The sequence below is a fragment of the Mesorhizobium sp. M0701 genome, from assembly GCF_040320365.1.
GTDB lineage: Bacteria > Pseudomonadota > Alphaproteobacteria > Rhizobiales > Rhizobiaceae > Mesorhizobium.
Genome location: NZ_JAMYPO010000022.1, coordinates 57276 through 73936, shown reverse-complemented (window position 1 = coordinate 73936; position 16661 = coordinate 57276). Strand labels below are relative to the sequence as shown.

Below are 16661 nucleotides of genomic sequence, written 5' to 3'. Positions count from 1 at the left end.
CGCAATTGGTTTCCGAAGGCTTGAAGGCAAGCTCCAATCAGCTAGTCAGGATCGGGCTTCCGTACCTTGCGTCCCGACTTGGCGAGACGTTTCGCCTCGACCGCCGCTAGGGCTTTTGCTTGTTCCCGCTCGGCGAATTCGACTTCGATCTTGTCGTCGTCGATCGGCCACGCTTCGTGCTTCTTGGTCTCGACGACGGCGCGCGGCGTCGACGGAATTTCGATATGCTGGTCGGCGAACACATCGAAGATTGCAAAGCGGATGTCGTTCTGGACGATATTGCCGCTAAGAACGTCTGCCAGGAACACGCGAATCTCGAATTCGAGCGCGGCGGGGCCGAAATTGGAAAACAGCACGAAGGGTTCGGGGTTTTTCAGCACCAGCGGATGACTGCGCGCGATCTCCAACAGGACGCCATGCACGTGCTTGATGTCGCTGCCATAGGCAACGCCGACCTTGATATCGATGCGGCCGAGCTTGTTGCGGTGCGTCCAGTTGCCGACCGCATTGTTGATCAGGTTTGAATTGGGCAGGATCACCGACTGCCGCTGGAACGTTTCGATCTCGGTGGCCCGCACGCTGATCTTCTTGACCGTGCCGCTGATGTCACCGGCGACGATCCAGTCGCCGACCTTGAACGGCCGCTCGGCCAAAAGGATCAGGCCCGAGACGAAGTTGGAGACGACATTCTGCAGGCCAAAGCCGATGCCGAGAGACAGGGCGCCTGCGACCAACGCGAGATTGGAGAGGTCGATACCGGCCGCCGAGATGCCGACCAGTGCCGCGACCGCGACGCCGGCATAGCCGACCGCCAGCCGGATCGAATTGCGCACACCGGTGTCGACCCGGCCGCGCGCCATCACCGAACCGTCGAGCCAGCCCTGGAACCAGCGCGTCAGGAAATAGCCGATGATGAAGACGACGACGCCAGTGAGGATGCCGGTGACCGAGATCGTCACCGAGCCTATGGTGAGGCCCGTCGCCAACTTGTAGGCCCAGGCCTGGATGTCGCCGGGCTGGAAGCCCCACATCAACAGGATCAGCGGCAGGAACACCAGCACGATCATGATGTTGATGGCGGCGCTGACGACAAGCCCGAGCTGGTCGAGCGCGGTCTCTTCGTAGCTTGAATTGGCCGCTAGCCAGCGCCCGATCGAAGTGTTGGCGAAACCACCTTCCTCGCCGATCGCCCGCGCCGACAGGAAGCCGATATAGGCGGTGACCAGGATAGTGCCGGTAACCACGACCTGCACCGAGACGAAAATAGCAAGGCCGATAAAGCCGAGCAGCGCCGACGCTATGGTGAATAGCCCTAGCGCGACGGCGGTGTAGCGCAGCCATGCCGGCCACGGGCGCCAGCTCCCGTCGGCAGCCTTGAAGGGTTTCAGCAGGCCCATCAGGATCAGGATGACGCCGACGCTGATGGTGGCGACAAAGCTTCTGGCGATGGTCAGCGATAGCGGCGAGCCCATCTTGTCGTTGACGACCGACAGGAAATAATTGATGCCGATGGCGACGGCCATGGCAGTCGTCAGCCGCACCAGCCAGCGCGCCGGGCCGGTTTCGACAGGGATCAGACGCCAGTTCGGCAATCGCGGTTCCAGCGCCGCATTGGTCAGCCGGTTGACGCAGAACACCACCGCGATAACGGCAACCAGCGAATTCAGGAAGATGCCGATGTCGCCGCGCAAGACATTGTAATAATTGAAGAAGAAGACCGTCGAGATAAGGAAGGCGCCAACCGCCAGCGACGGCAGCAATGTCGACCAGAACGCCACCGACAGGCGGCTGAGATAGGATGGATCTTCGACGGAGGAATCGGCTTCGAAGACGCGGCCGAACAGGCGCCGCCCGCCGACAAAAAGCACAGCGGCCAGCGCAAGCGCCATCAACGTCGCGGCAAGAATTGCCTGGAACTTGAACTTGAAGGCGAAGCTCAGCCAGGACGACACCGCCTTGTAGAAACTGGCAAATTCGTCATTGGCGTCGGAAATGACCTCCGGGCTCAATGCATCGGACAGCACGTAGCGCTTGGTGAGCTGATTGCGGAACAGCTCGCTGCGCATGTTGCCGATCTTCTCGATCAGCCCGCTGATGCGGATCGACAGGTTCTGCGCGCTGGCAATGACGGCGTTAATCTCGGCTTTTTCGGAAGCCAGCGCCTGGCGTTCACCGGTCACGATGTCGGGCTCGGCCGGCTGGCCCGCGGCCGGCGGAGGTCCCAGCGTCTCGATCCGATCGTTGATATCGCCGAGACGCGAGCGGAACGCCAGCGCGCTGGTGAGCGCCGCCCGCGACAGATCCTCCAATTGCAGGCGGATTTCCACCAGGGTGGCATCGTCTTGGCCGTCCTGCTGTATCTTCTTCTCGAGATCGTCGGTTTTGGCCGTCAGGCTCTGGATGACCTTCTGCTGGTCTGTGACCAGCCCGGCGGCACCCTGCCCGAGCGCCTGCGCCATCGCGTCGAACGACGGCGGCGCCGAGACAACAAGTGCAGCGATCAGGACCAGGCGGAGTAAACGAAAGAACATGATTTTTCTGGCGACTCGCGGGCGGCAGAGGCAGTTTTGAAGCACGTCCTTGATAAAGACGCTCATATCACGGGGCAAGTCATGCCAGGCGGCTCGTTTTCGAAGTCCGCCAATCGAAGTCGGCCAATCCAGTCGAAGTCGGCCAATCTAGTCGAAGTCGGCCAATCCAGTCGAAGTCGGCCAATCCAGTCGAAGTCGGGGAGTCGAAAAGCGATGGCGCAATCTTGGCTTTGCGTTGGCGGCCTGCTCTATAGTCTGCCGCAAAGCCTGAAATGGATGACAATAAGAATGGCGGAATATTCGGCCTTTTCGCTTCTCAAGAACGCGCTGACCGGAAACAAGGACTGGAAGCCGGCCTGGCGCAAGCCCGACCCGAAGGCGTCCTACGACGTGATCGTCATCGGCGGCGGCGGCCATGGCCTGTCGACCGCTTACTATCTCGCCAAGGAGCACGGCATCACCAATGTCGCGGTGCTGGAGAAGGGCTGGCTCGGTTCCGGCAATGTCGGCCGCAACACCACGGCGGTCCGTTCCAACTATCTCCTGCCGGCCAACACGCGCTTTTACGAGCATTCGATGAAGCTGTGGGAGAACCTGGCCCATGACCTCAACTACAACGTCATGTTCTCGCAGCGCGGCTGCCTGAACCTCGCCCACACACCTGCTCAGCTCGACGACTATGCCCGGCGCGGAAACGCCATGCGCCATCTCGGCGTTGACGCCGAACTGATGACCACGGCCGAAATCGCGCGCCTGGTGCCGGCGCTCGACGTCTCAGCCACCGCGCGTTTCCCGATCGTCGGTGGCCTGATGCAGCGGCGCGCCGGCACCGCCCGCCACGACGCCGTCGCCTGGGGCTATGCGCGCGGCGCAGATCGCCGCGGCGTCGACATCATCGAAAATTGCGAGGTCACCGGGTTCCTGCGCGACGGCGACCGCATCACCGGCGTCACGACAACGCGCGGCGAAATCCGCGCAAAAAAGGTAGCGGTCGCGGTTGCCGGCAGCACCGGGCGGGTCATGCGGCTTGCCGGCATCGAGACGATGCCGATCGAGAGCCATGTGCTGCAGGCCTTCGTCACGGAATCGCTAAAACCGTTCATCGATACGGTCCTGACCTTCGGCATGGGCCATTTCTATATGTCGCAATCGGACAAGGGCGGCCTTGTCTATGGCGGCGATCTCGACGGCTACAACAGCTACGCCCAACGCGGCAGCCTGCCGATCGTCGATGAGGTGATGAGCGAGATGCTGGCGCTGTTCCCTGGGCTGGCCCGTGTCCGCATGCTGCGCTCATGGGGCGGCGTCTGCGACATGTCGATGGACGGCTCGCCAATCATCACCACCGGTCCGCTGCCGGGCATGTATCTCAACTGCGGCTGGTGCTATGGCGGCTTCAAGGCGACGCCGGCTTCCGGCTGGTGCTTTGCCTGGACCATTGTCAAGGACGAGCCGCACGGTCTCAACGCGGCCTTCACGCTCGACCGCTTCTACCGTGGCCTGGTGATCGACGACAAGGGCCAGGGCGCCACGCCCCGGCTGCATTAGGTTAGAGATCCATGCTCATCACCTGCCCCTATTGCGGCCCGCGCGACGTGATCGAATTCACCTATCAGGGCGACGGCAATCGCCAGCGCCCACAGCCCGCCTCGCAGAACCTCGACGCCTGGAACGCCTATGTCTACGACCGGCTTAATCCAGCCGGCGACCACAACGAGATCTGGCAGCATTCCGGCGGCTGCCGCGCCCATCTCAGGGTCGTGCGCAACACGCTGACGCACGAGATCTCCAGCACCGCGTTCGCGCGCGGCGACCACAACTCGGTTGCGCGGCACCGGGCCGAGGACAAGCCATGAGCCCGCGCCGTACAGAGGCCGGGGGCCGCATCGACCGGCTGCGGACCATCCGTTTCACCTTCGACGGCGCGCCTTATACCGGCCATGCCGGCGACACGCTGGCTTCGGCGCTGCTGGCCAACGGCGTCACCCTGTTTGGGCGTTCGTTCAAATATCACCGCCCGCGCGGCGTGCTGACCGCCAGCGTCGAGGAACCGAACGCGCTGGTCACAGTGTTGAGGGGCGAGGTTCGCGAGCCGAACATCCCCGCCACAATGGTCGAGATTTATGACGGGCTGGCCGCAATCAGCCAGAACCGCTTCCCTTCGCTTGCCTGGGACGTCAGTGCCGTGAACCAGCTCGGCGGCAAGCTTTTGTCGGCCGGCTTCTACTACAAGACCTTCATGGGACCGGTGATCGGTCCGCTGAAGGGCACTCGCTTCTGGATGTTCTGTGAGCATTTCATCCGCCGTGCCGCCGGCCTGGGCAAGGCAGGCACGGCTCCCGATACGGCGCGCTACGAACGCATGAACGCGTTTTGCGATGTGCTGGTAGTCGGCTCCGGCCCGGCGGGGCTGATGGCCGCCAGGGCGGCTGCCGATCAGGGTGCACGCGTCATCCTGGCCGAGCTCGAGCCGCATTTCGGCGGCTCGGCCAATTGGTCGGGCGAGACGATCGATGGCATGCCGGCCGCCGACTGGGCAGCGCGCGCCGCTGGCCAGCTCGAAGGCCGTGACAATGTCCGCCTGCTGCCGCGCACCACCGTCTGGGGCTATTATGACGGCAACACGCTTGCCGCGCTCGAACGTGTCACCGACCACAAGGAAACGCCCGGCAAGGGCGAATCGCGCCATCGCTACTGGACGATCCGCGCCAAGTCGGTGGTGCTGACCACCGGATCCCTGGAGCGTCCGCTGGTCTTTCCAGGCAATGATCGGCCAGGCGTAATGCTGGCGCATGCTGCCGAGCGTTATGCCATTGAATATGGCGTGCTGCCCGGCGACAGGGTCGCGCTGTTCACCAACAATGACAGCGCCTATCGCTCCGCGCTTGCGCTGAAGAAGGCCGGCGCCGTCGTCGTCGCCATCGTCGACGTGCGCCCAGAACTTTCGAGCGAAATGCGCAAGCTGGCCGGCGAAGCGGAGGCCGAGATCCTTTCTGGCCACGCGGTAATCGCCACCGAGGGCGGCAAGGCGCTTTCCGGCTTCAAGGTGCAGCGCTTCGACATGGTCAACGGCGCGCTTTCCGGCGAAGCGCGCAGCATCCACGCCGATTGCCTGCTGATGTCGGGCGGATGGTCGCCGACCATTCATCTGGCCAGCCAGGCCGGCGCGAGAGCGGAATGGAACGAAGCATTGCAAGCGTTCCTGCCGCCCAAGCCGACGACGCGGCAATGGATCGGCGCCGGCGCCTTCACCGGCAGTTTCTCCACCGCCGAGGCGATCGCCGAAGGCCGCGCCGCCGGCCTTTCCGCAGCGGGCGCAACCGCCACGCCGGCGGCCTTGCCTGCCGTCGAGGCAGCACCTGGCGATCCCGATCCGGCGCCGGTGCTCGAGATCAAGGCCAAGGGAAAGAGTTTCGTCGACTTCCAGCATGACGTGACGGCGGATGACGTGCGGCTGGCGCATCGCGAAGGCTTCGTCTCGGTCGAGCATCTGAAGCGCTACACCACGCTCGGCATGGCAACCGACCAGGGCAAGAGCTCCAACATACCCGGCCTCGCCATCATGGCCGAGGCGCTCGGCAAGCCGATCCCAGAGGTCGGCACGACGCGCTTTCGCCCGCCCTTTTCGGCGGTGTCGATCGGCTCGCTAGCCGCCGAACGCTTCGGCGATCTGAAGCCCGAGCGGCTGACGCCGATGCATGACTGGCACGTCGCCAACGGCGCCACCATGTATTCGGCCGGCCTGTGGTATCGGCCGATGATCTACGGCCATCCCGGCGAGACGATCGAGCAGGCCTATGTGCGCGAAGCGAGAGCCACGCGCGAGAGCGCCGGCATCGTCGATGTCTCGACACTGGGCAAGATCGCGGTGCAAGGCCCCGACGCGGCGGAATTCCTCGACCGCGTCTACACCAACGTGTTTTCGACGCTGGCCGTCGGCAAGGCGCGTTATGGGCTGATGCTGCGCGAGGACGGTCTCGCCTTTGACGACGGCACCACATGGCGGCTCGGCGCGCAGGATTTCCTGATGACCACCACCACCGCCAATGCCGGCAAGGTGATGCAGCATCTGGAGTATTTCCTCGACGTGATCTGGCCGGAGCTGAAGGTCCACGTCGCCTCGGTCACCGACCAATGGGCCGGTGCCGCCATCGGTGGGCCGAAGGCAAGGCAGATACTGGCTGCTTGCGTTAGCGGCACCGCCGTCGACAATACCGCCCTGCCCTTCATGGGCATCGTCCACGGCGAAATCGCCGGCGTGCCGGTGATGATCTGCCGGCTGTCCTTCTCCGGCGAAATGGCCTTCGAGGTCTATTCCGGCGCCGGCTACGGCACCCATGTCTGGGAGGCGCTGATCGAAGCCGGCAAGCCGTTCGGGCTGGTGACCTACGGGCTGGAGGCGCTGGGCACCATGCGCATCGAGAAAGGCCACGTCACCGGTGCCGAGATCGACGGCCGCACCACGGCACGCGACCTGCATCTCGACTGGATGCTGTCGAAGAAGAAGCCGTTCATCGGCTCGGCGATGATGGACCGCGAGGGGCTGATCGCGCCGGACCGCCTGGAACTCGTCGGTATTGTTTCGCTCGACAACCAGCCGCTCAACGGCGGCGGGCACATCGTCGAGGAGCTTGACGAAGCCAATCCGCACGGCTCGCTTGGCCACATCACCGCTTGCTGCTATTCGCCGGCGCTCGGTAAATATATCGCGCTTGCCCTGGTCAAGGGCGGCAAGGCGCGGCGCGGCACGCGCGCTTATGTCTCCGACCCGCTGCGCAACCGGTTCGGGCCGGTCGAGATCGTCTCCAACCATTTCTTCGATCCGGACGGGAGCCGCATGCATGGTTGAACGCCAATCACCGCTTGAGCCGGTGCTGCATCCGGGCTCGCATGGCAATTTCGAGCATGGTGTCGAAATCATCCTCTCCGAAACCAGGCCGGGTTCGATCCTGCAGCTCGCCGCCTGGCCCGGCGAGGAGAAGACGTTGATGGCCGGCATCCATGCGGTCACCGGCCTGGCTTTGCCCGACGGCGCCGGCGGCGGTGTGACGAACGGCGCCAGGTCGGTGTTCGGCTTTGCGCCGGGAAAATTTACGGTTGTCGATGAAGCCGAGGGATTGGCGCCGGCCTTTGCCGATGTCGTCACTTCGGCCATCGGTACGGTGACCGACCTTTCGCACGGCCGCACCGCGATCCGTATCGCCGGGCCGAAGGCCGAGTGGGTGCTGGCGAAATTCTTCGCCATCGACTTCGCGCTGCCGGCCTTCCCGATCGGCGCCGGCCGCTCGACCATGCATCACGACATCTTCGCGCAGATCCAGCGCACCGGCGCCGATCAGTTCGACATCTATGTGTTCCGCTCGTTTGCCCGCTCGTTCTGGAAAGCGCTCTGCCATGCGAGCGAGGAAGTCGGCTACGAAGTGCAGTAGAGCCGGACGGCGCTTCACGTCACTCCGCGAACGTCACCCACTCTTCCAGCGGCGCGCGGTCGGTGCGGAAGGCATTTTCGGGCTTGGACGTATCCTCATGGCCGAGCGCCATGCCGCAGACGACGATCTCCTCGTCGGGAATGTTGAGCACCGGCCTGATCTGCCGGTGATAGGGCGCGAAGGCGGCTTGCGGACAAGTGTGCAGGCCCCTGCCCCGCGCGGCGACCATGATATTTTGCAGGAACATGCCGTAGTCGATCCACGACCCCTTGTTCAGCCGCCGGTCGACGGTGAAGATCATGCCGACCGGCGCGTCGAAGAAGACGAAGTTGCGGTCGTGCTGCGCACGCATCCTGTCGACCTCGCGCCGGCCGATGCCGAGCACGCCGTAGAGGCCGAAGCCGTTGGCCCGCCGTCGCGTCAGATAGGGTTCGAAGAACTGGTCGGGATAGTAGCGGTACTCGTCCCACTCGGCCTTTTCGGCGCGGATGCCCGAGCTGAGGATGGCATCGGTGATGCGCTGTTTGACCTCGCCCTTGGTCACATAGACTTTCCAGGGCTGCATGTTGGTGCCTGAGGGCGCGCGCGCGGCAACGGCGAGAATATCGCGGATGGTCTCGTCGTCGACCATATCGGGCAAGAAGGCGCGTACCGACCGCCGCGAGGTGATCGCGTCATCGACGATCGCCGCCGCAATCCGGGAGTTGTTTTCCAGCATGGGCCGTCCTTTTGCGTATGATCCCGAACCCGATTTTCCGGAAGGATCATGCGCCGACTAGAAGTGATGGAGCATCCTTGCGCGTCTTTTTGAACGCCCGATAGCTTACCCGCCTCGACCGGACGCCCCACTCGCCGCTCGTGCGCCGAGCCTTTGCCCGAACCGTCAAAATGGCGCAAGTAAATCTTGTGGTTTCGTGAAAATCCTCTTGATTTTTTCATGAACCCGCCATCAAGTGAAATTTGCTGGGAATTTTTCACCGAGACAGGGATGGCTTTGCCCTCAACCGCCGCCAGATCGGAACAGGACAGCGGCGAACGGCTGCTGGCCGGCGACATCCGCGCGTTGCGCAAGGCGCGCGGCCTGACGCTTGCTGACATCGCACTGAAGCTCGGCCGTTCCGTCGGCTGGGTCAGCCAGGTCGAGCGCGGTCTGTCGGTCCCGTCGCTCGGCGATCTCAGGGCCTTCGCCGAATTGTTCGGCGTGCCGGTCAGCCTGTTCTTCAGCCATGACGTACCTGTCGAGACCGAGCGCGGCGTGGTCGTGCGCGCCGGCAGCCGGCGCACGCTTGGCACAAGCGATTCCGGCCTGGTGGAGGAGCTTCTGTCGCCCGATCTCGGCGGTAGCTTCGAGATGCTGCGTTCGGTCTTCGCCCCGGGTGCCGAGCTGCAGACCGAGTCGCGCCGGCCGACCGAGGAAGCCGGCTACGTCGCTTCCGGCAGTTTCGATATCGAAATTGCCGGCGTCTGGCACCGGCTTGGCGAAGGCGATTCCTTCCGCTTCGACGGCAAGCCGTTCCGCTGGCGCAATCCTGGAGCGGAACCGGCTGTGGTGATCTGGGTGGTTTCGCCGCCTGTCTATTGAACGAATGCATGTCGCCCAAAAGTGCGTGGCGGTTTTGGGACAACGACATGCATCAAAACAAATAGTCGGAGAAGAACATGGCCGGTTTGCCGACCACGGCACACGTGGTGATCATCGGAGGCGGTGCCGTCGGCGCCTCCTCGCTCTATCATCTCGCCAACGCGGGCTGGACCGACTGCGTGCTTCTGGAGAAGAACGAGCTGACTTCCGGCTCGACCTGGCATGCCGCCGGCAACGTGCCGACTTTCTCCTCGTCATGGTCGCTGATGAACATGCAGCGATATTCGACCGAACTCTATCGCCGGCTGGCCGACGAGGTCGGCTATCCCATGAACTACCACGTCACCGGCTCGCTCAGGCTGGCCCATAGCGCGGAGCGCATGCAGGAATTTCAGCGCGCCAAGGGCATGGGCCGCTACCAGGGCATGGATATCGACGTGGTCGGGCTCGACGAGATCAAGCGCCGTTACCCCTTCATCGAGACGCATGAGCTGAAAGGCGCGCTCTACGATCCGAATGATGGCGATATCGATCCCGCGCAGCTGACCCAGGCACTGGCCAAGGGCGCGCGCGACATGGGCGCGAAGATCATCCGCTTCTGTCCGGTAACCGGCGTGAGCCGAGACAATCACGAGTGGGTGGTCGAGACGGCGCAAGGCGAGATCCGCTGCGAGATCGTCGTCAACGCCGCCGGCTACCGCGCCGCCGAAGTCGGCAGGATGTTCGGCCGCGAGGTGCCAATGATGGTGATGAGCCATCAATATATCCTGTTCGAGGAAATCCCCGAACTGGCGGCGTGGTCGAAGGAACAGGGCAAGAAGCTGCCGCTGCTGCGCGACGTCGATACGTCCTATTATCTGCGCCAGGAAAAGAACGGCATGAATCTCGGCCCCTATGAGCGCAATTGCCGCGCCCACTGGGTCGGCCACAACGACCCGATGCCCGACGACTTTTCGTTCCAGCTGTTTCCCGACGATCTCGACCGGCTGGAACATTACCTGGCCGATGCTGTCGCCCGCGTGCCGATCCTCGGCACCGCCGGCCTTTCCAAGGTCATCAACGGGCCGATCCCCTATGCGCCGGACGGCAACCCGCTGATCGGCCCGATGCCCGGCGTGCCCAACGCCTTCGAGGCCTGCGTCTTTACCTTCGGCATCGCCCAGGGCGGCGGCGCCGGCAAGGTGCTGGCCGAATGGGTGACCGAGGGCCAGACCGAATGGGACATGTGGTCGTGCGATCCGCGCCGTTTCACCGCCTTTGCCTCGGCCCCGGATTATTGCGTCGCCAAGGGCATGGAGATCTACGGCAACGAATATGCCATCCAGTTCCCGCGCCATGCCTGGCCGGCCGGGCGCGACCGCAAGCTGTCGCCGCTCCACGACCGCATCAAGGCACTCGGCGCCCGGTTCGACGCCTATAATGGCTGGGAACGCGCCACCTGGTATGCGAAGCCAGGCGACGACATCTCCGAAGAATCCACGCTGACTTTCCGCCGCGACGGGCCGTGGCAGCATCGTGTGCGCGAGGAATGCCTCGCCGTCCGCGATGCCGCCGGCATTCTGGACCTGCCGGGGTTTTCCCGTTTCAATCTCGACGGTCCGGGTGCCGCCGAATGGCTGAGCCTCCAGGTGACAGGCCTGGTTCCGAAACCCGGCCGCATCGGCCTCGTCTATTTTGCCGACGACAAGGGCCGCATCGTCACCGAAATGTCGGTGGTCCGCCACGACGAGAACCTGATGACGCTGATCACCGCCGCTGTGGCTCAGTGGCATGATTTCGAATGGCTGAAATCGCGCATCCCGAAGGACGCCACATTCAAGCTGGTCGACCGGACGGAGGAATACTCCACCCAGATCCTCGCCGGCCCCAACTCGCGAAAAATCCTCGCCGAACTCTGCGCGGCCGACCTCACCCTGCCCTGGCTGACGCATCAGGAAACCAGTATCGCCGGACGTTGGGCAAAGCTGGTGCGCGTGTCCTTCGCGGGCGAGCTCGGCTGGGAAATCCACAGCAGGGTCGACGATACCGCAGCCATCTTCGACGCCGTCTGGGCGGCGGGGAAGAGGCATAGACTAAAACCGTTCGGCATGTACGCGCTGGATTCGCTCCGGCTCGAAAAAGGTTACCGCACCTGGAAGGGCGACCTGTCGACCGACTATTCGATCCTGGAGGGCGGGCTGGAGCGCTTCGTCAGATGGGACAAGCCCGACTTCCGTGGCAAGGCGGCGCTGCAGAACGAAAGGCAGCAGGGCGTAAAGAAACGCTTCGTCACGCTGGTCGTCGAAAACCCCGGCGACTGCGATGCGCCCTACATGTCGACGCTGTGGCATGACGGCCGCATTGTCGGCGAGACGACATCCGGCGGCTGGGGTCATCGCATCGAAAGGTCGATCGCGCTCGGCATGCTGCGCGCCGACCTCACCGAGCCGGGAACCGCGGTCGAGATCGAGATCTTCGGCGAACGTTTTCGGGCGGTCGTGCAGAAGGATGAGCCGTTATGGGATCCAAAGAACGAGAGGCTCAGAGCATGAAGACTGTCATCCTTACCGATGGCGGCATGGGCCAGGAGCTGGTCCGCCGTAGCAGTTCCGAGCCGACGCCGCTGTGGTCGGCCAGGGTGCTGATCGACGAACCGGATCTGGTGCGCGACCTGCATGCGGAATTCATCCGCGCCGGCGCCCGCGTCATCACCATCAACACCTATTCAGCCACGCCGGAGCGGTTGGCACGCGAAGGCGCGGAAGAGCTGTTCAAGCCGCTGCAGAAGCGCGGCATCGAACTGGCAAGGCAAGCCCGCGACCAGGCCGGCGACGCGGCGATCGCCGGCTGCCTGTCGCCGCTGTTCGGCAGCTATGCGCCGGCGCTGACGATATCCTTCCAGGATACGCTCGACATCTATCGCCGTATCGTTGCCGAGCAGGCGGACGGCGTCGATCTGTTTCTGTGCGAAACCATGGCGTCGGCCGAAGAGGCGCGCGCCGCCGTCACCGCGGCGTCGGAAAGCGGCAAGCCCGTATGGGTGTCGTGGACGCTTGCCGACCACGGCACGCCGCGCCTGCGCAGCGGCGAAGCCATTGCGGCGGCGTCGGGCGCTCTTGCCGGCCTGCCCGTCGCGGCTCGGCTGATCAATTGCTGCCGGCCCGAAGCGATCGCTGCAGCGCTGCCCGAACTGATCGCTCTCGGCGGTCCGGTCGGCGCTTATGCCAACGGCTTCACCTCGATTGAGGCGCTCAAGCATGGCGGTACCGTGGAAGTGCTGCACGCCCGCCACGACCTTGATCCGGATGCCTATGCCGGCCAGGCGGTCGGTTGGGTCGAGGCCGGCGCCGGCATCGTCGGCGGCTGCTGCGAAGTCGGACCGGCCCACATCGCCGCGCTGCGCGACCGGCTCGAACAGGCCGGTTATGAAATTTCGGGAGCAGCATAATGCCCAGGCCATCATCGCGCATTTCCGGCATCGTGCCTTCGGGCAAGGATGGCTGGGAGGTTCATTCCGCTGCCTGGGCGCGCAAGCAGGCCGGCGAGGACATCATCATGCTGTCGGTCGGCGACCATGATTTCGACACGCCGAGCGAGACGATCGAAGCCTGCGTCACGGCGGTTCGCGCCAGCAATCACCACTACACGCCGCTTGCCGGCGTTCCGCGCCTGCGCAAGGCGATGGCGGTGGCTTCGACGCTATGCACCGGCGTTGCGACAAATCCCGACCAGGTCATCGCCACGCCGGGCGGGCAGGCCGCGCTTTACGCGGCCATTCAAGCGGTTCTCGACCAGGGCGACCATGCCATCGTCGTCGCGCCCTATTACGCCACCTATCCCAACACCTTCAGTGCGGCGGGCGCCGAGTTCAGCGTCGTCGAGACCCCCGCCGAGGATGGCTTTCAGCCGCGCGCCGCCGACATTCGCGCCGCCCTTCGGCCGAACACCCGCGCCATCCTGATCAACACGCCGAACAACCCGACAGGTGCCGTCTATTCGCGAGAGCGCCTGGAAGAGCTGGCGCAGATCTGCCGCGAGCATGACCTGTGGCTGCTGTCGGACGAGGTCTACTGGACGCTGGGCGGCGGCGAGCACGTCTCACCACGCTCGCTGCCCGGCATGGCGGAACGCACGCTGGTCATCAATTCGATGTCGAAGAGCCACGGCATGACCGGCTGGCGCATGGGCTGGCTGACCGGGCCGGAATCAATGGTCTCGCTGTTGACCGACCTCAATCTGGTGATGACCTACGGCCTGCCGGCCTTCATCAGCCTCGCCTGCGCCGAGGCGCTCGAAAATGGCTACGGCGTCAAGGAGATCGCCGAGCGCTACGCCGCGAGGCGCACCGTCGTCCTCGATGCCATGCGCGGTATGAACAACATCACCGTGCGCGGCTCCGAAGGCGGCATGTACGTCATGCTCGACATATCGGCGATCGAGCCGGACGACGAAAAATTCGCCTGGGCCTTCCTCGACCAGGAAAAGGTCGGCGTTATGCCCGGCTCGAGCTTCGGCGAGGCTGCAGCCGGCCACATCCGCTTCAGCCTCTGCCAGCCTGAGCCGGTGCTGATGGAGGCCGCCACACGCCTGCGCCGCTTCGCCTCCTTCTATCGCCGTGAGGCCGCATGAGCGCCTCGCCCACCAAAACCATTCCGACCAAGGCCATTCCTCCCAAAGCGAGGGCGGTCATCATCGGTGGCGGCGTCTCCGGTTGCTCGGTCGCCTATCATCTGGCCAAGCTCGGCTGGACCGACATCGTCCTGCTCGAGCGCAAGCAGCTGACGTCGGGCACGACATGGCACGCCGCCGGCCTGATCGGCCAGCTGCGCGGCTCACAGAACATGACGCGGCTGGCGAAATACTCGGCCGACCTCTACGTCAAGCTGGAGGCCGAGACCGATGTCGGCACCGGCATGCGCCAGGTCGGATCGATCACGGTGGCGCTGACCGAGGAGCGCAAGCACGAGATCTATCGGCAGGCATCTCTCGCCCGCGCCTTCGATATCGACGTGCGCGAGATTTCGCCCAACGAAGTCAAGCAGATGTACCCGCATCTCAATGTTTCCGATGTGGTCGGCGCCGTGCATCTGCCGCTCGACGGTCAGTGCGACCCGGCCAATATCGCCATGGCGTTGGCCAAGGGCGCGCGCCAGCGCGGTGCGACGATCGTCGAGAACGTCAAGGTGACCAAGGTGCATACCAGGGCCGGCCGCGTCACCGGCGTTTCCTGGGCGCAGGGCGACGAGCAAGGCCTGATCGAGGCCGATATCGTCGTCAACTGCGCCGGCATGTGGGCACGCGAACTTGGCGCCCGGAACGGCGTCACCATCCCGTTGCACGCCTGCGAACATTTCTATCTCGTCACGGAACCGATCCCCGGGCTTTCCCGCTTGCCGGTGCTGCGCGTGCCGGACGAGTGCGCCTACTACAAGGAAGATGCCGGCAAGATGATGCTCGGCGCTTTCGAGCCGGTGGCCAAGCCCTGGGGCATGAACGGCATAAGCGAGGATTTCTGCTTCGACCAGTTGCCGCAGGACATGGACCATTTCGAGCCGATCCTGGAAATGGGCGTCAACCGCATGCCGATGCTGGCCACCGCCGGCATCCACACCTTCTTCAACGGCCCCGAGAGTTTTACCCCCGACGACCGCTATTATCTCGGCGAGGCGCCGGAGCTTTCCGGCTATTGGATGGCGACCGGCTACAATTCGATCGGCATCGTCTCCTCCGGCGGCGCCGGCATGGCGCTGGCGCAATGGATCAATGACGGCGAGGCGCCCTTCGACCTCTGGGAGGTCGACATCCGCCGCGCCCAGCCGTTCCAGAAGAACCGCCGCTATCTCAAGGAGCGCGTCTCCGAAACGCTCGGCCTGCTCTACGCCGATCATTTCCCCTACCGGCAGATGGCGACCTCGCGGAACATAAGGCGCTCGCCGCTGCACGAACATCTGAAGGCAAGCGGCGCGGTGTTCGGCGAGGTCGCCGGTTGGGAGCGCGCGAACTGGTTCGCTAGGCCCGGCCAGGAGCGCGAATACCGCTATTCCTGGAAGCGGCAGAACTGGTTCGACAACCAGCGCGAGGAACATCTTGCGATCAGGAACGGCGTCGGCCTGTTCGACATGACTTCGTTCGGCAAGATCCGTGTCGAAGGCCGCGATGCCTGCGCCTTCCTGCAAAGGCTCTGCGCCAACGACGTGGACGTGGCGCCGGGCAAGATCGTCTACACCCAGATGCTCAACCAGCGCGGCGGCATCGAGAGCGACCTCACCGTCTCGCGACTGTCCGAAACCGCCTTCTTCCTCGTCGTGCCCGGCGCCACGCTGCAACGCGACCTGGCCTGGCTGAGAAAACATCTTGCCGACGAGTTCGTCGTCATCACCGATGTGACCGCTGCCGAAGCGGTGCTTTGCCTGATGGGCCCGGATTCGAGGAAGCTGATCCAAAAGGTCAGCCCGAATGATTTCTCTAATAACAACAATCCGTTCGGCACGTTTCAGGAGATCGAGATCGGCATGGGCCTGGCCCGCGCTCACCGCGTCACCTATGTCGGCGAACTCGGCTGGGAGCTTTATGTCTCGACCGACCAGGCTGCCCATGTCTTCGAGGCGATCGCGGAGGCAGGCACCGATGTCGGGCTAAAACTATGCGGCCTGCACACGCTGGATTCCTGCCGCATCGAGAAGGCGTTCCGGCATTTCGGCCACGACATCAACGACGAGGACAATGTGCTGGAGGCCGGCCTTGGCTTCGCAGTGAAGACGGCCAAGGGCGATTTTCTTGGCCGCGATGCCGTGCTGAGGAAGAAAGAAAGCGGATTGAACCGGCGGCTGGTGCAGTTCCGCCTGAACGACCCCGAGCCCCTGCTCTTCCACAATGAGGCGATCCTGCGCGACGGCACGATCGTCGGCCCGATCACCTCGGGCAATTACGGCCATCATCTCGGCGGTGCGATCGGGCTTGGCTACGTGCCGTGCCAGGGCGAGAGCGAGGCGGACGTGCTGGCGTCGTCCTACGAAATCGAGATCGCCGGCGAGCGCTTTGCGGCGGAAGCGTCGCTTAAGCCGATGTACGATCCGAAATCGGAACGGGTGCGGATGTAACTCTTTTCCTTCTCCCCTTGTGGGAGAAGGAAAAGTCCCC

11 protein-coding genes are annotated in these 16661 nt (G+C 64.1%); 9 read left to right on the top strand and 2 right to left on the bottom strand.

What is annotated here, in order from left to right; translation table 11 throughout:
* Positions 1-41: 41 nt before the first annotated feature.
* Positions 42-2531 (bottom strand): mechanosensitive ion channel family protein, encoded by a 2490-nt coding sequence (locus NKI24_RS20655; RefSeq protein WP_352747887.1) that lies wholly within the window; start codon positions 2529-2531, stop codon positions 42-44.
* 288 nt (positions 2532-2819) lie between these two features.
* Here NKI24_RS20655 and NKI24_RS20650 point away from each other — a divergent pair, with 288 nt between their 5' ends.
* Genes NKI24_RS20650 through NKI24_RS20635 form a run of 4 tightly spaced genes read left to right on the top strand, consistent with a single transcriptional unit; the run spans position 2820 to position 7960 of the window.
* On the top strand, positions 2820-4079 hold the full coding sequence (locus NKI24_RS20650) for a sarcosine oxidase subunit beta (protein WP_352742513.1): 1260 nt from the start codon (positions 2820-2822) through the stop codon (positions 4077-4079).
* Between the two features lie 11 nt (positions 4080-4090).
* On the top strand, positions 4091-4387 hold the full coding sequence (locus NKI24_RS20645; RefSeq protein ID WP_023676536.1) for a sarcosine oxidase subunit delta: 297 nt from the start codon (positions 4091-4093) through the stop codon (positions 4385-4387).
* On the top strand, positions 4384-7380 hold the full coding sequence (locus NKI24_RS20640) for a sarcosine oxidase subunit alpha (RefSeq protein WP_352747885.1): 2997 nt from the start codon (positions 4384-4386) through the stop codon (positions 7378-7380). Before NKI24_RS20645 ends, NKI24_RS20640 begins: the two co-directional genes overlap by 4 nt.
* The gene (locus NKI24_RS20635; protein ID WP_352452120.1) at positions 7373-7960 is read left to right on the top strand and encodes a sarcosine oxidase subunit gamma; all 588 of its coding nucleotides are present in this window, start codon (positions 7373-7375) and stop codon (positions 7958-7960) included. The genes NKI24_RS20640 and NKI24_RS20635 overlap by 8 nt, the downstream gene beginning before the upstream one ends.
* A 19-nt stretch (positions 7961-7979) precedes the next feature.
* On the opposite strand, the gene NKI24_RS20630 is transcribed toward NKI24_RS20635, so the two are convergent.
* Positions 7980-8678, bottom strand: coding sequence for a nitroreductase (locus tag NKI24_RS20630; protein WP_352452121.1), 699 nt, complete (start codon positions 8676-8678; stop codon positions 7980-7982).
* Positions 8679-8948: 270 nt separating this feature from the next.
* Between NKI24_RS20630 and NKI24_RS20625 the strand changes: the two genes are divergently transcribed.
* The 5 genes from NKI24_RS20625 (at position 8949) to NKI24_RS20605 (ending at position 16621) form a co-directional block, all read left to right on the top strand.
* A complete protein-coding gene (locus NKI24_RS20625; protein ID WP_352452122.1) occupies positions 8949-9542 on the top strand; it encodes a helix-turn-helix domain-containing protein in 594 nt (197 codons plus the stop codon).
* Between the two features lie 77 nt (positions 9543-9619).
* The gene (locus NKI24_RS20620) at positions 9620-12073 is read left to right on the top strand and encodes a GcvT family protein (RefSeq protein ID WP_352747881.1); all 2454 of its coding nucleotides are present in this window, start codon (positions 9620-9622) and stop codon (positions 12071-12073) included.
* Positions 12070-12969, top strand: a complete 900-nt coding sequence (locus tag NKI24_RS20615; RefSeq protein ID WP_352452124.1) for a homocysteine S-methyltransferase family protein — start codon at positions 12070-12072, stop codon at positions 12967-12969. The genes NKI24_RS20620 and NKI24_RS20615 overlap by 4 nt, the downstream gene beginning before the upstream one ends.
* Complete coding sequence (locus tag NKI24_RS20610; protein WP_352747878.1) at positions 12969-14150, top strand: pyridoxal phosphate-dependent aminotransferase; 1182 nt, start codon at positions 12969-12971, stop codon at positions 14148-14150. Before NKI24_RS20615 ends, NKI24_RS20610 begins: the two co-directional genes overlap by 1 nt.
* On the top strand, positions 14147-16621 hold the full coding sequence (locus NKI24_RS20605) for a GcvT family protein (RefSeq protein ID WP_352747876.1): 2475 nt from the start codon (positions 14147-14149) through the stop codon (positions 16619-16621). Before NKI24_RS20610 ends, NKI24_RS20605 begins: the two co-directional genes overlap by 4 nt.
* The last annotated feature ends 40 nt before the right edge of the window (positions 16622-16661 follow it).

Excerpts from the sequence above, each read along its gene's own strand:
- NKI24_RS20630 (WP_352452121.1), bottom strand. The coding sequence starts at position 8,678 with ATGCTGGAAAACAACTCCCGGATTGCGGCGGCGATCGTCGATGACGCG.
- NKI24_RS20640 (WP_352747885.1), top strand. The coding sequence starts at position 4,384 with ATGAGCCCGCGCCGTACAGAGGCCGGGGGCCGCATCGACCGGCTGCGG.
- NKI24_RS20635 (WP_352452120.1), top strand. The coding sequence starts at position 7,373 with ATGGTTGAACGCCAATCACCGCTTGAGCCGGTGCTGCATCCGGGCTCG.
- NKI24_RS20615 (WP_352452124.1), top strand. The coding sequence starts at position 12,070 with ATGAAGACTGTCATCCTTACCGATGGCGGCATGGGCCAGGAGCTGGTC.
- NKI24_RS20645 (WP_023676536.1), top strand. The coding sequence starts at position 4,091 with ATGCTCATCACCTGCCCCTATTGCGGCCCGCGCGACGTGATCGAATTC.
- NKI24_RS20620 (WP_352747881.1), top strand. The coding sequence starts at position 9,620 with ATGGCCGGTTTGCCGACCACGGCACACGTGGTGATCATCGGAGGCGGT.
- NKI24_RS20655 (WP_352747887.1), bottom strand. The coding sequence starts at position 2,531 with ATGTTCTTTCGTTTACTCCGCCTGGTCCTGATCGCTGCACTTGTTGTC.
- NKI24_RS20625 (WP_352452122.1), top strand. The coding sequence starts at position 8,949 with ATGGCTTTGCCCTCAACCGCCGCCAGATCGGAACAGGACAGCGGCGAA.
- NKI24_RS20610 (WP_352747878.1), top strand. The coding sequence starts at position 12,969 with ATGCCCAGGCCATCATCGCGCATTTCCGGCATCGTGCCTTCGGGCAAG.
- NKI24_RS20605 (WP_352747876.1), top strand. The coding sequence starts at position 14,147 with ATGAGCGCCTCGCCCACCAAAACCATTCCGACCAAGGCCATTCCTCCC.
- NKI24_RS20650 (WP_352742513.1), top strand. The coding sequence starts at position 2,820 with ATGGCGGAATATTCGGCCTTTTCGCTTCTCAAGAACGCGCTGACCGGA.